Genomic DNA, 16,785 nt, shown 5'->3' on the forward strand with positions numbered 1-16,785 from the left:
GGCGGGCGGATCGAGGGCGGCGGCGCCGGGCCGGACGAGCCGGGAGTGTACGGCGTCGGCCCCGGGTGAGCGGTTCGGCCGGTCGGCGGCGCGAGCGCGAGTGTGGCGGCGGGTCGCGTGAGGCCGCGAGCGTGTCACGGCACCGGATGTCCCACCGGCAGCTCAAGCAGGGCTGTCACGGGAAGGTGGTCGCTCGGCGCCACGGAGCCCGGAAGGACCACCGCCGCCTCGCGCACACGGGTTCCGTGCGATGCGAGGATCCAGTCGATCCGGGGCCCCTCCACGGCGGGCGGACCGTAGTCGTGGAAGGTGCCGTACGAGGGCCCGCGCACCTCGGCGGCGTCCCAGCCGTCCACCAGGCCGCCGGCGCCCGCCTTCGCGAGCAGGGCGCCGTGGACCTCGGGATCACCGGCCGGGGTGTTGAAGTCACCGGTGACCAGGACCGGCAGCCCGGGAGCCAGGGCGTCGATCCGCTCCACGAGCAGCGCGGCGGCACGAGCACGCGCGTATGCGCTCTCATGGTCCAGGTGGGTGTTGAGAGCGAGGAGTTCGCCCCCGGTCGCCAGATCGCGGAAGCGGACCCAGGTGGCCATGCGCGGGCAGCCGCCGCCCCAGGTCTCCGAGGCGGGGACCTCAGGGGTGGAGGAGAGCCAGAAGTCGCCGTGTTCCAGGGCTTCGAGCCGCTCGCGGTCGTGGAAGAGGGCCATGTGCTCGCCCCGCCCGCCGCCCTCCCGGCCCTGCCCCGTCCTGGCGTAACCCGGTCCGAGGGCGGTCAGTACGTCGTCCACCTGGTGGAGGCGGCCCTCCTGGGTGCCGAGCAGATGGGGCCGCGCGGCCCGTAGCAGCGCGGCCGCCTCCTCCCGCCGGTCAGCCCAGGGGCGTGGTGAACCGTCCCAGTCGACGTGCAGATTGAAGCTCATGACCCGCAGGGCCGGCGCTCTCTCGGTCAAGGCTGTCCCCGGTGTCGTCCCGTCGATTCCGGTACGAAGGGCGACCACTCCTTGCCCCCGTAACTGAATGCGCTTACATTCTGCTTCGGGTGACGTTAGCCCCAGCCGTTCCGTCCGGCAAGAGTCCCCGCACCGCCCCAGCCATCCGGCAACGAAGGACCCGACATGCTCCGAGCGCACGACGACAAGGTCAAGGAACTCCTCGGCCGGATGACGACCGAGGAGAAGCTGGGCCAGATCCAGCAGTTGACCTGGACCGGAGCCACCGGTCCCGGCGGGGGCCAGACCAAGGAGATCGAGGCGGCGGCACGCGCCGGCCGTCTGGGCTCGGTGCTGAACCTGCACGGTGCGAAGTGGACCAACGATCTCCAGCGACTGGCCGTCGAGGAGTCCCGGCTGGGCATTCCGCTGCTCTTCGGCTTCGACGTCATCCACGGCTTCTGGACGACCTTCCCGATCCCGCTCGCGCAGGCCTCGGCCTTCGACCCCGCCGTCGCCGAGACCGACGCGAGGGTCTCCGCGGCCGAGACCCGCTCGCAGGGCGTGCGCTGGACCTTCTCCCCGATGATGGACGTGACCCACGAGCCGCGCTGGGGCCGGATCGCCGAGTCCAGCGGGGAGGACCCCTACCTCAACTCCGTCCTGGCCGTGGCCAAGGTGCGCGGCTACCAGGGACCGTCCGACGGTTCGGGTCTGACGACCCAGGACCATGTGGCGGCCTGCGCCAAGCACTTCGTGGCCTACGGGGGTGCCGAGGGCGGCCGCGACTACAACACCGTGGACGTGTCCGAGCAGCGGCTGCGCAACCACTACCTCCCGCCCTTCAAGGCCGCGCTCGACGCGGGAGTCACCACCGTCATGGCGGCGTTCAACACCGTGGGCGGTGTGCCCGCGCACGCCAACGACCACACCATGAACACCATTCTCAAGGGGGAGTGGGGCTTCGACGGGTTCGTGGTGAGCGACTACACCGGCGTGATGGAGCTGGTCGCACACGGCTACGCCGAGGACGCCGCTCACGCGGCCGAACTCTCCCTGACACACGGTCTCGACATGGAGATGGTGTCCACCCACATCTTCGATCACGGCCAGGAACTGCTCGAGGCCGGGCGCATCAGCTCGGAACGGCTCGACGACGCCGTGACCCGCATCCTGCGCCTGAAGTTCGCGCTCGGCCTCTTCGACTCCCCGTACACGGACGAGGCCACCGAGATCACCGGACCCACGGCCGGGGCGCGCGCTGCCGCGAGGGACGCCGCGGCCCGCTCGATGGTGCTCCTCAAGAACGACGGTCCCGTCCTCCCGCTCGCGGCGGGCGGCTCGATCGCCGTCGTCGGCCCGCACGCCGACTCCGTGGACCAGCACGGCACCTGGGCGGGGCCGGGACGCCTCGTGCTGGAATCGGTCAGCGTGCTCGACGCGATCCGCGCCGCCGCGCCCGAGGCCGACGTCCGGCACTCCGGCAGTGACCCCTCGATGGCCGCGGCGGCCGCCTGGGCCGCCGACGTCACCGTCGTCGTGGTCGGTGAGGACTCCGCGATCAGCGGTGAGGCCGCCTCCCGCAGCGAGATCGACCTGCCCGCCGGTCAGCAGCAGCTGATCGAGGCGGTCGCCGCCACCGGCAAGCCCTTCGTGGTCGTCCTGGTCAACGGCCGGCCGCTCACCGTCGGCGGCTGGGTGGACCGCGCCCCCGCCGTCCTGGAGGCCTGGCACGCGGGCATCGAGGCGGGCAACGCCGTCGCCGACATCCTCTTCGGCGCGGTCAACCCGGGCGGCAAACTGCCCGTGTCCTTCCCCCGCACCGTCGGCCAGATCCCCGTCCACTACAACCGGGAGTCCACCGGCCGCCCCTACGACCAGGTGGAGAAGTACGTCTCGAAGTACCTCGACCTGCCGGACGGACCGCAGTTCGTCTTCGGTCACGGCCTGAGCTACACCACATTCGTGACCGGCGAGCCGCAGCTCAGCCACGAGGAGATCGCACTCGACGCCCTGGAGCGCGGCGAGTGCGTCGAGGTCACGGTGTCCGTCGCCAACACCGGCGAGCGTGAGGGCGACGAGGTCGTCCAGCTGTACGTGCACGACGTCGCGGCAGCCATCGTCCAGCCGGTCCGCAGGCTGCGCGGCTTCGAACGCGTCACGCTGCGGCCGGGGGAGGAGCGCCGGGTGCGCTTCACCCTGGGAGCCGAAGACCTCGGCTACTGGACCAACGACCCGTCGGGCACCTACGTGCTGGAGCGCGGCCGCATCGACGTGTACGCCGGCACCAGCTCGGCGGCGACCGCCCGCCGCAGCCTGCGACTGGTCTGACCCCGGCCGTGCCGCGCCCGCCCTCGTGGCCGAACCCCTGATCAGGAGCCAGTACATGGACGCACCGCCGCCCGAGGACCGCACCGCGAGCCCGTACACCGGCTGGACCCGCGCCCACTGGGAGGGCGTCGCCGATGCCCTGCTGGCCGGGGTGCGCCCGTACGCCTCCCCCGAGGGCGCACTGATCGCCCTGCCCGGGGAGCCGAGCGCCTCGGGCAGACGGTCCGACGGCCTGGAGGGATTCGCCCGTACGTTCCTGCTCGCCGCGTTCCGGGTGGCCGGAGCGGACGGCCACGATCCTCACGGTGTCCTCCGGCGCTACGCGGACGGGCTCGCCGCCGGAACCCGGACCCCGGGCCGCGACGACGCCGAGTCCTGGCCCAGGCCGTCCGAGTGCGGACAGGCATGGGTCGAGGCGGCCTCCGTCGCACTAGGCCTGCGGCTGACCAGGCCCTGGCTCTGGGACCTCCTGGACCGGGAGGTACAGGAACGCGCCGCCGACTGGCTGTCCGAGGTGCTCGGTACCCCACCGGTGAACAACAACTGGTGGCTCTTCCCGCTGACCGTGGGCGGATTCCTCGCCGAGGCCGGACACCATGTGGAGGCCTCGTCGTCGGCGGTCGACCGCGGCCTGGCGAAGATCGAGACCTGGTACACGGGCCGCGGCTGGTACACCGACGGCCCCGAGCGCTCCTTCGACCACTACAACGGCTGGGCCCTGCACCTCTACCCGGTGCTGCACGCACGGCTCTCGGGCGACGCCGCGCTGCTGGAGAAGTACGGCGAGCGGCTCGGCCGTCACCTCGAGGACCACGCGCGACTGTTCGGCGCCGACGGCTCCCCGCTGCACCAGGGCCGCTCCCTGACCTACAGGTTCGCCGCCGCCTCCGCCCTGTGGGCGGGCGCGCTCACCGGCCGCACCCCGCTCGCCACGGGCACCACCCGCCGTATCGCCTCGGGCAGCCTGCGCTACTTCCTCGACCGGGGCGCGGCGGACGGCGGACTGCTCTCCAGGGGCTGGCACGGCCCCTACCCGCCGATCGTGCAGGACTAATCGGGCCCGGCCTCGCCGTACTGGGCGAGCAAGGCCTTCGTGGGGCTGCTGCTCCCCGCGGACCACCCGGAGTGGACGGCCGTGGAACGCCCGGCTCCGGCCGAGACCGGCGACGCGGTCACCGCTCTCGCGGCTCCCTGCTGGCTGGTGCAGTCCACCGCGGCCGACGGTGTCGTACGGGTGCACAACCACGGCAGCGACGGGCAGATCGTCCGGCCCGACCGCGACGACCCGCTGTACGCCCGGCTGGCGTACTCCACGCACACCGGCCCGACGGAGCCGGACGCGGTACCCGACAACCACTTCGGCCCGGTCGGCGAGGACGGCAGGCCGGCCCCGCGCGGCCGGATCACCCCGCTGGGTTCAGGCCCCGGGTGGGCGGCGTCCGCGCCCCGCGAACCCGGCGGCGGAGTGCGCACGGCCTCGATGACCCTGGCGCGCGGCGCCGTCGAGGTGCGCGTGCACCGCGTCGAGGGAGCACCGCCCGGCACCCGGGTACGGGCCTCCGGATGGGCGGCGGACGGCGAGCGCATGATCTCCGCCCTGCACGCCGTGCACGGCTTCGACGGCCCCGCGCGCCCCGTCCGGACAGGCTCCACGGCTTACGCCCGCCGGACCACGGTGCCGGTCCTCGAAGGCGACGCGGGCGAAGGGCTGTTCGTCTGCTGCGGGTATCTGACGGGGACCGGCGCACCGCCGCCGCTGCCCCGGGTGCGGGTCGAGGACGGCGGATCGGTGCGCGTCACCTGGCCGGACGGCGAGGTGCGGCACGCGACCCTGCGCGTGGACTCGGCGGAGGTGCGCGGCGGCGGATGAGGATCGGCGGGCCGTCACCCCGGCAGGGTGGCGGCCCGCCGATCCGCTACCAGCGGTCCCGGTGGATGACGTCCGCCACCGGGCGGCGACGGACCGGCCCGAAGTTCCCCTGCGGCCACCCCACCGGGATGGCGGCGAAGGTGTGCATGTCGGAAGGGATCCCGAGCGCCTTCTTCCACTCCTGCTCCAGCATCAGGTGCCAGATGGTGACGTTGGCCGCGAGCCCCAGTGCCCGGGCGGCGAGCAGGATGTTCTGGACGCCCGGGTAGACGCAGGAACCCTCGGCGAGCGCCTGGAAGCGCGTCTGGGTGGCCGCCATGTTCTCCAGGCCCGCCGGGCCGAGGGCCTCGGCGTAGACGCCGAGCCCCTCCTCGTCGAACTGTGCCTCCGGGAACTGGTAGCACGGGATGATCAGCGCCGGGGTCTCCGCGAAGTGGTCACGCTGGTACTCGATCGCCGCGACCATCCGCCCGTACGCCTCGGCGGGCATGCCCTCGGGCGCGTGCTTGCCGGTCGTCGCGAGATAGGCGTCCACGCACCGCTTCCACAGCGGCGCGAGGTCGGCCATGACCGCGCGATCGGTCACCACCACGTACTCGTAGCGCTGCATGTTGCCGCCGCTGGGACCCCAGACGGCCGCCTGTATCAGCTGTTCGAGGGTTTCCTCGGGCACGGCGTCCGGCTTGAGGCGGCGCATGGCGCGCATCGTCGACATGGTCGGGAAGAGGGCGGGCCCGTCAGGGGCGGGAGGCGCGGAGTACACGGTTTCGAAGGTCATGATCGCGAAGTTTACGGCTCAAAGACCTCGTGAGGGAGCCCTGTTGGACGGCACATCGTGCCGGTCCGCCTGGTCGGCGCGAGGTCATGGGAGTACGGGTCGGTCGTCGTCGGCGTCAGCCGTGGGGCGGGTCCCCACAACTGGCATCGCGGACAGCCGAGTTGTCGGAGGGTGCGGTGGGCGGGACCGGTCGCGCGGGGCCTCGGGGGCTTCCCGTCCGTACGCCCGTGCGCATGGAAGTGGCCGTAGGGGCTTGGGGAATTCGCACACCTGGCCGCTCTCCCTCCTCACGGGGGAACGGCGTCCGGATCGCCGGCCACGAAGGCGTATAAAGGGTCGTTCCCGAGCAGCCGGCGCCCCCGATGGCCCTCTCACCCACCACGCGGCCGGCGTCACCGCGTACCCAGAGCGGAGGAGCGTCGCCATGAGCACCTCGGAAGAGATCAGCGCCTTGCTCGTCACCAGGTTCGGAACCGATCCGGAGGCCATCCGGCCCGAAGTGCCGCTCCGTCAGTTGAGGCTGGACTCCCTCGCGCTGGAAGAGCTCCGGCTCCTCATCGAGGACCGTCTGGACGTCGACCTGGAGGACGTCGTGCTCTCGTCGCGCGACACCGTGGCCCATCTGGTCACGGCCGTGTGCGCCAAGGCCGGCGCGTGACGGGGCGCGGGCCGTTCGCGCGCAGGTCGCCCCGTCCGGGCATCGAACCCTTCAGCGCCGCCGTCACCGGGATCGGCCTGGTCACCGCGTCCGGAGTGGGAGCCGACGCCGCCTGGCGCGGGGTCTGTGACACCGCGGGTGCCCCATCCGTCCCGCACCTTCCCGAACTGGAAGGTCTGCCCTGCGACTTCATGTACACCGTCGACGGCCTCGACACCAAGGCGGTGCTGGGCGTCGCGGCGCAGCGGCTCATGGACCGCTTCTCGCAACTGGCCGTCGTCGCCGCCCGCGAGGCGGTCGCGGACGCCGGACTCGACCCCGCGGTCTGGGACAGCGGGCGGGTCGCCGTCGTCATCGGATCCGCGCACGGCGGACTGCCGTTCTACGACGACCAGCACACCACCCTCACCGAGCGCGGGGCGCGGCGGGTCTCCCCGAAGCTCGCACCGCTGAGCGTCGTCAACGGCGCGGCCAGCAGCGTCGCCATGGACCTGGGGGTGCACGGCCCGAGCCAGGCCGTCTCGACCGCCTGCTCCTCCGGCACCGTCGCCATCGGCACGGCACACCAGATGCTCCGCACCGGGGCCTGCGACATCGTCGTGGCCGGCGGCGCGGAATCGGTCCGCTCCCGGTTGCTCATCGCCAGCGCCTGCCAGATGAGGGCCGTCTCCACCCGCCGCGACGACCCTTCGGCCGCCTGCCGCCCCTTCGACACGCACCGCGACGGCTTCGTCGTGGGGGAGGGCGCCGGCCTGCTCGTCATGGAGCGTCCGGAACACGCCCGTGCCCGGGGCGCCACCATCCGTGCCCGAGTCGCCGGCTACGGCGCCTCCAGCGACGCGCACTCCGCCGTCGCCCCCGACCCCGACGGCCTCGGTATCGAACGTGCCCTGCGCACCGCCCTGGACGACGCGGGCATCGACGCCGCCGAGATCGGCCACGTCAACGCCCACGGCACATCGACCGTCGCCAACGACCTCATCGAGGCGACCATGCTCCGCCGCGTCCTCGGCGAACACGCCCTCGTCACCTCGACGAAGGCCATGACCGGGCACACCCTCGGAGCGGCCGGCGGCATCGAGACCGCCCTGACCGTCCTCGCCCTCCAGCACCAACTGGTCCCGCCGACCGTCAACCTCGACGCACCCGACCCCGCCATCCCCATGGAGGTCGTGAGCAAGGAGGCCCGGCGCGCGGCGTTCGACTGCGCGGTGAAGACATCACTCGGGTTCGGCGGTCACAACGCCGCGCTCGTGCTCACCAGGGCCTGAGGGAAGCGAGGAGCACGACGATGCCCGAGGAGATCATCCGGTCCCTGACCGTGGACGGACTGAGCTACGGCTACCGGGTCCTGCCCGGCGACCGGGCGGCCGGCGCTCCGGCGACCGAACCGGTACTCGTGATCGGCGGAGCCCTCCAGGGCATGTTCGGCTGGCCCCAGATGGACGACCACCTGGGCCCGCTGACCGATGTGGTCACCGCCGACCTGCCCGGCATGGGCACGGCCGACCCCCTGCCCCCCGGCCCGAGCGCCGAGGTCCTGCGGGCGGCGGTCACCGGCATCCTGGACGACCTGGACATCGCCAGGGTCAATCTCTTCGGCTTCTCCTACGGCGCCGCCATCGCGTTCAGCTGTGCCCGGCACGATCCCGGCCGCGTCGCCCGGCTCGTCCTCGGCGGCGTCCCCACCCACATCGACGAGGACCGGCTGGCCTACTGGCACCGTGCCCAACGGGCCCTGTCCGAAGGGGATCCCGAGCGGTTCGCGGCGCTGGCGGCCGACGGGCTGATGTGCCTGGACCCCGCCAGACCCGTGCATCGCAGGGAGCTGGCGCGCCGCTACGTACGCCGCTCCTTCCTGCACGCCCTCACCCACTCGGCGCACGCGGCCGACTCGCTGCACCGGGCCCTCGCGGACCGGCCGGACTTCACCGGCGGACTGTCGGGCGTACCCGCCCTGGTCTTCGCCGGGGAGCACGACACGGTCACCCCACCGGAGCTGCAGCGGGAGTTCGCCCGGACGATCGAGGGGAGCCGTTTCCTGACCCTCCCGGAGTCCGACCACTGGGTCGTGCTGGAGCACTCCGAGGAGGTCGCCGCCCTGGTGACCCGCTTCTTCACCGACCAGCCGCTCGAACCCGCCGCCCGGCTCCCTCACCAGACACAGCCCGGAGCGGACGTACCGGTCGCCTGAGGCATGTCCCGCAGCGCCGGCGGTCGGCGACGGGCGTCGCGGTCCGGATCGGCGGCCGGACACACGCCCACCAGGCGGAACGGGTGGCGGCTCGCGCCGCCACCCGGATCCGGTCAGTGCCTGTGGCCGCCGCCCTTCACGTCGATCCGTACGATCTGCGGGTCGTGATCGCTGGCCTGCTCCGCGAACTCGGCGTTGATGTGCACCACGTCGTAGTCGAAGCGCCGGACGGCCGGACTCGTCAGGATGTGGTCCAGCGTCTGCGAGTTCCCGTCGTACACATAGCTGTACTGCTCGCGCGCCGGCAGGGTGGTGATCAGCGGCTTGAGCACCTTCCCGCCGGTCAGCGTCCTCACCGTGGGGGAGAAGGCGAAGTCGTTGAGATCGCCCAGGGCCACCACACGGGCAGACTTGTCCGCCTTCAGCAGCGAGGTGACGAAGGCGTTCACCTCCGCCGCCTGGCGCACCCGCTGGGTCTCCGAGCTGCGCGCCGGCTCCTGGTAACGGCCGTGCAGGGGCTGGTCACCGCCCTTGGAGGCGAAGTGGTTGGCGATGACGAAGACGGACTCACCACGGAAACGGAACTCTCCCACCAGAGGCTTGCGGCTGCTGTCCCAGGCCGTGCTCGTCGGGTTGATCCGGCCCGGTGAGACGGAGAGGGCGGCGCCCTTCCTCGTCCTCACCGCTTCGACCGCCGTGGTCGCGTCCCCGCCCGGACGGTCCACGAACTCGACCCGTTCGGGGTCGAAGAGGAAGACGTTGCGGATGTTGCCCCCGGGCTCGCCGCCGTCCTTGCCGTCCTCGGGAGCGACATAGCGCCAGGAGTACCTGGGGCCGCCCGCGGCGACGATCGCGTCGGTGAAGCGCTTCAGGGTGGCCTCGGAGCCCACCGAGCCGTCGTTCACCGCGCCGTTGTCGTCCTGGATCTCTTCCAGGGACACGATGTCGGGCGAGGAGAGGCTCACCGCGACACCCTGCGCCAAGGTGTCGAACTTGTCCTGGGCGTCGGCCGCGTCGAGGTTCTCCACGTTGTACGTGGCGACGGCGAGCTCCTTGCGCTTCTGCTTCCGCGTCACCTCGCGCTTCAGCCCGTTGTCCTGGAGCGCGCCCAGTTCGGTGGCCTGGACGTTGTACCCGCCGTACGAGGCGTAGTCGACGACTCCCGTCGTCGTGCCGGAGAGCACGTCCCCCACGTTCGCGACCGGGACGGGCCGCGCCGGGTCGAGCGACATCACCTTGAGCCGGCCGGTGTTCTGGTCCTCGTACGACGCGTACAGCGTGCCGCCGCGCCGAGTGGGGTTCTCCCTCGGCTTGACCGTCACCCAGACCTCGTCGTACGCGGTCGTCGCACCCGTCACCCGGGTGTCGGCCATCGTGACGCGCGCGCCCTCCAGCGATTCGTACAGGTCCAGGGCGTACGCCGACGGTTCGAGGGCGAGCCCCTCCACCGAAGCGCCGCCGGCCGACGGCACATAGGCGTCCGGCACCGAGGACGCGTCGAGGACGACGGCCTCGGGCAGCGGGTTGCCGGAGGAGAGGACCGTGGTCAGCGGCGCGGTGATCTGGGTGAGCGACTGGGCTCCGGTGGCGGGGTAGTACTCGGCCACCTTGCCGCTGACCAGTACGGAGTCCCCGACGGCCACGGCGGGGGCCGAGGAGCCGGTGTAGACGAACAGGCCCTCGCTCGTCCGGTCGTCGCCGTCCGGCGCGGTGTCCTGGATCCAGAACCCGCGCGAGCCCGAGGTCCGCACGCCGGTGACGACGCCGGGGACTCCGGTGACCGGCTGCCCGGCGATCGGGGAGAGACGGGTGGTGCCCTGGATGTCGTGGACCCGGACCGTGCCGGGCTCGGTCGGCCCGCCGGGCTCGCCCGGTCCTGAGCCACCGGACGTCTCACCCGCCGTGTTGACGGGGGTCGGACCGCCCGCGGTCAGGTCGGCGGCGTTGTCGTCGGTGTCCGCCAGGGCCGCCCCGCGCGCCACGGAGGCGGTCGCCGAGGCGCCGGGCACCGGACCGGATCCCTCCCGCACGACCGCGGAGCCGTAGCCGACGAGGTCGACGATCCGGGTGTCGGTGGCACAGTCCGCCGGGGTCTTGCAGGTCAGCGGTGTCGTGCCGGAGACGAGCGCCACCGTGCCGCTGGTCGCGGACATCGCGACCGTGCCCGTCGTGTCGGCGGTCGGCAGGGCCACCGTGCCGCCGGTGCCCGCGGCCTGCGCCACCAGGTACCTGCCGCCCGGCGCAACGGCGCCGGACAGGGGGGACACCTGCCAGAGCGACCCCGCGGAGGGCGTGCCCGGGAGGTACTGGACGCTGTAGCCGGACAGGCCGAACGCGCTCTGCCCGGCGTTGGCCAGTTCGATGAAGTCGCGCGTCAGCGTCGCGCCCGAGTTGCCACCGCCGCCGTACACCTCGGAGATGACGGCCGACGACGAGGGCGCCGCGAACGCGGCGGGCAGCGCGGTCACCGACAGGGTCACGGCGACGGCGGCGGCCAGCAAGGCGGAACCGGGTCTGGCTATGTGCACGGGAACTGCCCCCAAATGTGTGGTGAGGGGCCAAAAGCTATGCGCGTAGATCCGTCGTGGCAAGAGACCGGAGGTTAATTCCGGACGTCATTCCCTCCTGCCCGCAGGACAGTTGGCACCGGTTCGCGCGACATCCGGCAGACGGAGCAGCCGCGCGCCGGTGTACACGCCCGCGCGCGGCACCCCGTGGGTGTCCCCGAACTGACGGCACCTCACGGGTGCACCCTTCAGGACTGGTTCACCCGTCGGTGTGCTCCGGCCGGCGCGCCGGATAGACGGCCAGGGAGAAGGAGTGCCCGGCCGGATCGGTGTACACGCGGACGTCGCGCGGCCCGCTGTTGGTGTCGCCCGTGTCCACCGGCCGGGCGCCGAGGCCTATCGCCTCCCGCTCCGCCTCGTCCATGTCCCCCGGGTCCACCAGTACCCGCAGATGCGCCTGCAGGGAGTCCTCCGGTCGCGGCCAGCTGGGCGGCGCGTATCCGTGGTCGCGGCGCACGGCCAGGTGCACCCCGCTGTTGCCGACGATCTCGACGAAGTCGGGATCGCTCCCGATCCGCGTCTCCGCGTCGAGGAGGGCCGCGTAGAAGTGCGCCAGCTCCATGGGTTCGGCGCAGTCCAGGACGAGAACGCTCGTTTTCCCGACAGTCATGTCCCATCGCTACCCCCGATGAGACGTCACACGCCGCGAATCGTAGGGGAGACGCACCGTCTTCACCCGGCGTGCGGCCCGCCGGGGCCCGACGCCGGGCTGTACGGCGTGCCCGGCCGGAGATCGGCGGACCGCGGCCTAGGGTGCGGATCATGTCAGCCAGCGCGAGCGACCGGGACACGCCCTCATCCGGCCCGGACCCCACCGACCCACGTCGCTGGCGCGCGCTCGCCGTGTGCCTGGTGGCGGGCTTCATGACCCTGCTGGACGTCTCGATCGTCAACGTGGCGCTGCCGTCCATCAAGGAGGGGCTCGACACCCCGGAGTCCGACCTGCAATGGGTGCTCTCCGGGTACGCGCTCGCTTTCGGTCTCGTCCTCATCCCCGGCGGCCGGCTGGGCGACGCGCGGGGGCGCCGGCTGATGTTCATGGTCGGGCTGACCCTCTTCACCCTCGCGTCCGCCGCGTGCGGTGCCGCCCAGTCCAGCCTCTGGCTCGTCATCGCCCGCCTTCTCCAGGGCGCGGCCGGCGGTCTCCTCTCGCCCCAGATCTCCGCGCTCATCCAGCAGATGTTCTCCGGACGCGAGCGGGGCCGCGCCTTCGGCATGTTCGGCACGGTCGTCGGCATCTCCACCGCGGTCGGCCCCCTCCTGGGGGGCCTCATCATCCAGGGGGCCGGGGCGCAGGAGGGCTGGCGCTGGGTCTTCTACGTCAACCTCCCGATCGGGATCGTCTGTCTCCTGCTGGCCAGACGGCTGCTCCCCGACACCCCCTCCGCGAGCCGGGTCCGCCTCCGCGACCTCGACCCCGTCGGCGTCCTGCTGCTCGGGGCGGGCGTCCTCACCCTGCTGCTGCCGTTCGTCCAGGCCCAGCAGTGGCCGGGCAACGCCAAGTGGCTCCTCGTGCCGGTGTCCGTGGTGCTGCTGACCGTGTTCGTCGCCTGGGAGTCCCGCTGTGCCCGGCGCCGTGTCGAGCCGGTGCTGAACATCGCGCTCTTCCGGCTCCGGTCCTTCTGGCTCGGCTGCCTGATGATCCTGCTGTACTTCGCGGGGTTCACCTCGATCTTCTTCATCAGCACCCTCTATCTCCAGTCCGGACTGCGTTACAGCGCTCTGGAGGCCGGACTGGCCATCACCCCGTTCGCCCTGGGCGCGGGCGCCTCCGCGAGCATCGGCGGACGGCTCGTCGGCCGGTTCGGACGGCCGCTCATCGTCGTCGGTCTCGTCATGGTGGCGGCAGGACTCGGGCTCACCGCCCTGGCCGCGGAGCTGGTACCGGGCCGGGGTGCCGGGCTCGCGATGGCCGCTCCGCTGCTGCTGGCCGGGCTGGGAAGCGGCCTCGTCATCGCCCCCAACCAGACCCTCACCCTCGCCGAGGTCCCGGTGAACAACGCGGGGAGCGCCGGCGGCACGCTCCAGACCAGCCAGCGGGTCGGCTCGGCCATCGGGATCGCCGCGGTGGGCTCCGTCTTCTTCGCCCGGCTCGGCCCCGGAGACTGGGCGGGGGCGTACGACCACGGACTGCTCGTCTCCGTGGCGTTCGTCCTCGCCGCCCTGATCATCGCACTCGCCGACGTCGTGGCGGGCAGACGGGGAAGAAGACGTGCGGAGACGGCCGCCACCACCCCCGCGGACGCCACCCACTCGCCGAGGAGAACACCATGAGCGACACCGAGGGCCGCGAGCAGGACGGGAACGACTCGTACGGCCGCAAACCGTTCAAGCGGTCCCGCAGCCACTTCGCCGACCGCATCACCGCCGACGGCCGCGACGGCTGGCCCGTCGAGGCGGGTCGCTACCGGCTCGTCGTCAGCCGAGCGTGTCCCTGGGCGAGCCGCGCCCTCGTCTCGCGGCGGCTGCTGGGTCTGGAGAGCGCCCTCTCGCTGGCCGTCGCCGACCCGATCCAGGACGACCGGAGCTGGCGCTTCACCCTCGACGAGGACGGCAAGGACCCGGTGCTCGGCATCGGCTACCTCAGCGAGGCATACGACGCACGGGAGAACGACTACCCCGGCGGAGTCAGCGTGCCCGCCATCGTCGACGTACCGACCGGTGCCCTCGTCACCAACGACTACCAGCGGATCACCCTGGACCTCGCCACCGAATGGGCCGCCCTGCACCGCGTGGGCGCACCCGACCTCTACCCCGAGCCGCTGCGCGACGAGATCGACTCGGTCATGGACGGGATCTACCGGGACGTCAACAACGGCGTCTACCGGGCCGGGTTCGCCGCCGGACAGGGGGAGTACGAGGCCGCCTACGTCGATGTGTTCCGCCGCCTCGACCTGGTCTCCGAACGCCTCGCCGGACAGCGCTACCTCGTCGGCGACACGATCACCGAGGCCGATATCCGGCTGTTCACCACCCTCGTACGCTTCGACGCCGTCTACCACGGGCACTTCAAGTGCAACCGCTCCAAGATCGCCGAGGACCCCGTTCTGTGGGCGTACGTCCGCGACCTCTACCAGACGCCCGGCTTCGGCGACACCGTCGACTTCGACCACATCAAGCGCCACTACTACCAGGTGCACACCGGGATCAACCCCACGGGCATCGTCCCGCTCGGTCCCGACCTCTCGGGCTGGCTGACCCCGCACCACCGGGAGCAGTTGGGAGGCCGTCCGTTCGGCGACGGGACTCCTCCCGGACCGGTGCCGCCCGGCGAAGCCGTCCCCGCGAGCGGACGCCCCTGACGGTTCACCGCGCCTCCTGCGGCGTGCTCGCGCTCGCCAGCGGGGAACGGGCGAGTACGACACAGCCGACGGCGATCAGTGCCAGCCCGGCCAGCTGCGGCAGCAGCCACCAGCCGGTGCGCAGTTCCTCGCCGAACAACGTCACCCCGTAGGTGATGCTGATCAGCGCGTCCCCCAGGGTCAGCATCGGCTGCACCGCCACCAGCGACCCGGCCTGCAGAGCGTTCTGGAGGAGGAACAGCGCGCCCACACCCGCAGCCGCGGTGGCGTACAGCTGCCAGGCCGTCAGCAGGCCGACCACACCGTCGCTGTCCAGCCGGGCCATGGCGTCCTTCATCAGCGCCGCGGTGAGCGCGTAACCGCAGGCCGCGCCCAGGCCGAGCAGCGCGGCCCTGGTGTTTCCCGAGGTGGAGAGCGCGGCGGCGATCAGGGCCGCCTCGAACGCCCCGGTCGCCACCAGAGCAGGGATCCAGGCCGCACCCTGTACGTCCTCGCTGCCGCCGATCGGCGCGGCGGCGGCCATACCGAGGGCCAGGCCCAGCGTCACGGCGGCCACCCCCGCCCACACCGTGCGCCCCACACGGACACGCATCACGAAACCCGCGATGAGCAGGGTCGCCGGAAGCTCGATCACGAAGATCGGCTGGACCACGGCGATCGGCCCCGTGGCGAGCGCCACCGCCTGGCACACGGCGGCGACGATCACGAGTCCGATCCCGCCCAGCCACACCTTCTGCCGCAGAAGGTGCCCGATGAGGGAAAGCCGCATCGCCTCGCTGTCGGGCACCCGCAGGGCCGCACGTCGCTGCAGTACCGACGCGGTGCCGTTGCTGAGAGCCGTCAGCACGGCGAACAGGACACTGATCACCGCCCCATCATGAGGGTGGGCACCGCTTCGCCGGTGATGCAGCCGACCCTGGGGGTGTCGCCGTTCGGACCGGCGTCCGGTGGCGTCGCTCCACCACGCCGCCACGGCCGTCCGCGTAGTCTGCCCGCCATGGCCGCCGCGAACGCTCCCCTGCTCTCCGCACGCGCACTCAACAGGGCCACGCTGGAACGCCAGTTGCTGCTGCGCCGCGCCGCACTCCCGGCGAAGGAGGCCGTGAGCCGCCTCGTGGGCCTGCAGGCGCAGAACACCAGACCGCCGTACTTCCAGCTCTTCTCACGGCTGCGGGACTTCGACCCGGCCGAGCTCTCGGCGCTGATGGAGAAGCGTGAGGTGGTCAGGATCGTGACCATCCGCTCCACCATCCACACCCACACCGCCGAGGACGCCCTGACCCTGCGGCCCCTGGTCCAGCCGGCCCGCGACCGGGAACTGAGGGTGTTCCGCAGAGGGCTTGAAGGGGTGGACCTCGACCGGCTGGCCTCGCTGGCCCGCAGGCTCGTCGAGGAACGGCCCCGCACCATGAAGGAGTTGCGGGAGGAACTGCTCCCGCACTGGCCGGACGCCGACCCCCGGGCACTGGCGGTCGCCGCCCGGTGCCTGCTGCCCCTGGTCCAGGTCACCCCGCGCGGGCTCTGGGAACGAGGCGGGCAGGTCGCCCTCACGACCGCCGAGCACTGGCTCGACAGCCCGGCCAGGCCGGCTGCGTCGCCCGACGCGACGGTCCTGCGCTACCTCGGCGCGTTCGGCCCCGCCTCGGTGAAGGACATGCAGTCATGGTCCGGCCTCACCCGGATGCGGGAGGTCTTCGACCGGCTGAGGCCGGAACTCGTGACCTTCCGCGACGAACACGGTGCGGAGCTCTTCGACCTCCCCGACGCACCGCGCCCCGACCCCGACACCCCGGCGCCGGCCCGCTTCCTCCCCGAGTTCGACAACGTACTCCTCGGCCACGCCGACCGGACCCGGGTCATCCCGCCCGCCTACAAGGGACGCAACGGAACAGGCAACCAGGCCTACGGAACGGTGCTGGCGGACGGATTCCTCGCCGCCGTGTGGCGCCTCGACCGGAACGCCGACGAGTCCACCGTCACCGTCCAGCCGCTCGGCCCACTCGGAGGGACGGCACGGGAGGAGATCAGAGAGGAGGCCGCGCACCTGATGACGGTGATGTCGCCCTCCGCCACGTACGACGTCCGCTTCGATACCTTCATCGACTTCGGGGCGGCCTGATCCCGGTAACCGTCGCGGCCAACCGGCCGGGACCGCC

Annotated in this window: 12 protein-coding genes and 1 pseudogene; 8 read left to right on the forward strand and 5 right to left on the reverse strand. The window is 72.2% G+C overall.

All coding sequences use genetic code 11. From position 1 onward, the window contains the following. Positions 1 to 134 precede the first annotated feature (134 nt). Complete coding sequence (locus ACGFNN_RS16765) at positions 135 to 920, reverse strand: endonuclease/exonuclease/phosphatase family protein (protein ID WP_393556518.1); 786 nt, start codon at positions 918 to 920, stop codon at positions 135 to 137. Between the two features lie 195 nt (positions 921 to 1,115). Between ACGFNN_RS16765 and ACGFNN_RS16770 the strand changes: the two genes are divergently transcribed. Both ACGFNN_RS16770 and ACGFNN_RS16775 read left to right on the forward strand, forming a co-directional pair. After that, entirely contained in the window at positions 1,116 to 3,260 is a 2,145-nt protein-coding gene (locus ACGFNN_RS16770) for a glycoside hydrolase family 3 N-terminal domain-containing protein (protein WP_393556520.1), read from the forward strand. Between the two features lie 55 nt (positions 3,261 to 3,315). Next, a pseudogene (locus tag ACGFNN_RS16775) lies at positions 3,316 to 5,130 on the forward strand (DUF2264 domain-containing protein). Positions 5,131 to 5,176: 46 nt separating this feature from the next. Here ACGFNN_RS16775 and ACGFNN_RS16780 read toward each other — a convergent pair. After that, a complete protein-coding gene (locus ACGFNN_RS16780; RefSeq protein ID WP_393556522.1) occupies positions 5,177 to 5,908 on the reverse strand; it encodes a nitroreductase family protein in 732 nt (243 codons plus the stop codon). A gap of 424 nt (positions 5,909 to 6,332) precedes the next feature. Here ACGFNN_RS16780 and ACGFNN_RS16785 point away from each other — a divergent pair, with 424 nt between their 5' ends. Genes ACGFNN_RS16785 through ACGFNN_RS16795 form a run of 3 tightly spaced genes read left to right on the forward strand, consistent with a single transcriptional unit; the run spans position 6,333 to position 8,760 of the window. Next, positions 6,333 to 6,566, forward strand: coding sequence for an acyl carrier protein (locus ACGFNN_RS16785; RefSeq protein ID WP_362548924.1), 234 nt, complete (start codon positions 6,333 to 6,335; stop codon positions 6,564 to 6,566). Beyond that, positions 6,563 to 7,837, forward strand: coding sequence for a beta-ketoacyl-[acyl-carrier-protein] synthase family protein (locus ACGFNN_RS16790; RefSeq protein ID WP_393556524.1), 1,275 nt, complete (start codon positions 6,563 to 6,565; stop codon positions 7,835 to 7,837). Before ACGFNN_RS16785 ends, ACGFNN_RS16790 begins: the two co-directional genes overlap by 4 nt. A gap of 20 nt (positions 7,838 to 7,857) precedes the next feature. Beyond that, positions 7,858 to 8,760, forward strand: a complete 903-nt coding sequence (locus ACGFNN_RS16795) for an alpha/beta fold hydrolase (protein WP_393556526.1) — start codon at positions 7,858 to 7,860, stop codon at positions 8,758 to 8,760. A 113-nt stretch (positions 8,761 to 8,873) separates the two neighbouring features. Here ACGFNN_RS16795 and ACGFNN_RS16800 read toward each other — a convergent pair whose 3' ends face one another. Together ACGFNN_RS16800 and ACGFNN_RS16805 are read right to left on the reverse strand one after the other, a co-directional pair. Next, positions 8,874 to 11,288, reverse strand: coding sequence for an endonuclease/exonuclease/phosphatase family protein (locus ACGFNN_RS16800; protein ID WP_393556528.1), 2,415 nt, complete (start codon positions 11,286 to 11,288; stop codon positions 8,874 to 8,876). A gap of 238 nt (positions 11,289 to 11,526) precedes the next feature. Further along, a complete protein-coding gene (locus tag ACGFNN_RS16805; protein ID WP_362548911.1) occupies positions 11,527 to 11,937 on the reverse strand; it encodes a VOC family protein in 411 nt (136 codons plus the stop codon). A 152-nt stretch (positions 11,938 to 12,089) separates the two neighbouring features. Here ACGFNN_RS16805 and ACGFNN_RS16810 point away from each other — a divergent pair, with 152 nt between their 5' ends. After that, positions 12,090 to 13,601, forward strand: coding sequence for an MFS transporter (locus tag ACGFNN_RS16810; protein ID WP_362548908.1), 1,512 nt, complete (start codon positions 12,090 to 12,092; stop codon positions 13,599 to 13,601). Continuing rightward, positions 13,598 to 14,629 (forward strand): glutathione S-transferase family protein, encoded by a 1,032-nt coding sequence (locus ACGFNN_RS16815; protein WP_393556530.1) that lies wholly within the window; start codon positions 13,598 to 13,600, stop codon positions 14,627 to 14,629. The genes ACGFNN_RS16810 and ACGFNN_RS16815 overlap by 4 nt, the downstream gene beginning before the upstream one ends. A gap of 4 nt (positions 14,630 to 14,633) precedes the next feature. On the opposite strand, the gene ACGFNN_RS16820 is transcribed toward ACGFNN_RS16815, so the two are convergent. Beyond that, positions 14,634 to 15,497, reverse strand: coding sequence for a DMT family transporter (locus ACGFNN_RS16820; protein WP_393556532.1), 864 nt, complete (start codon positions 15,495 to 15,497; stop codon positions 14,634 to 14,636). Between the two features lie 129 nt (positions 15,498 to 15,626). On the opposite strand from ACGFNN_RS16820, the gene ACGFNN_RS16825 reads away from it, so the two are divergent. After that, entirely contained in the window at positions 15,627 to 16,748 is a 1,122-nt protein-coding gene (locus ACGFNN_RS16825; RefSeq protein ID WP_393556534.1) for a winged helix DNA-binding domain-containing protein, read from the forward strand. The last annotated feature ends 37 nt before the right edge of the window (positions 16,749 to 16,785 follow it).

Origin of the sequence: Streptomyces sp. NPDC048590, assembly GCF_043199535.1 — a bacterium.
GTDB lineage: Bacteria > Actinomycetota > Actinomycetes > Streptomycetales > Streptomycetaceae > Streptomyces.

Excerpts from the sequence above, each read along its gene's own strand:
- ACGFNN_RS16780 (WP_393556522.1), bottom strand. The coding sequence starts at position 5,908 with ATGACCTTCGAAACCGTGTACTCCGCGCCTCCCGCCCCTGACGGGCCC.
- ACGFNN_RS16825 (WP_393556534.1), top strand. The coding sequence starts at position 15,627 with ATGGCCGCCGCGAACGCTCCCCTGCTCTCCGCACGCGCACTCAACAGG.
- ACGFNN_RS16795 (WP_393556526.1), top strand. The coding sequence starts at position 7,858 with ATGCCCGAGGAGATCATCCGGTCCCTGACCGTGGACGGACTGAGCTAC.
- ACGFNN_RS16785 (WP_362548924.1), top strand. The coding sequence starts at position 6,333 with ATGAGCACCTCGGAAGAGATCAGCGCCTTGCTCGTCACCAGGTTCGGA.
- ACGFNN_RS16805 (WP_362548911.1), bottom strand. The coding sequence starts at position 11,937 with ATGACTGTCGGGAAAACGAGCGTTCTCGTCCTGGACTGCGCCGAACCC.
- ACGFNN_RS16770 (WP_393556520.1), top strand. The coding sequence starts at position 1,116 with ATGCTCCGAGCGCACGACGACAAGGTCAAGGAACTCCTCGGCCGGATG.
- ACGFNN_RS16810 (WP_362548908.1), top strand. The coding sequence starts at position 12,090 with ATGTCAGCCAGCGCGAGCGACCGGGACACGCCCTCATCCGGCCCGGAC.
- ACGFNN_RS16815 (WP_393556530.1), top strand. The coding sequence starts at position 13,598 with ATGAGCGACACCGAGGGCCGCGAGCAGGACGGGAACGACTCGTACGGC.
- ACGFNN_RS16765 (WP_393556518.1), bottom strand. The coding sequence starts at position 920 with ATGAGCTTCAATCTGCACGTCGACTGGGACGGTTCACCACGCCCCTGG.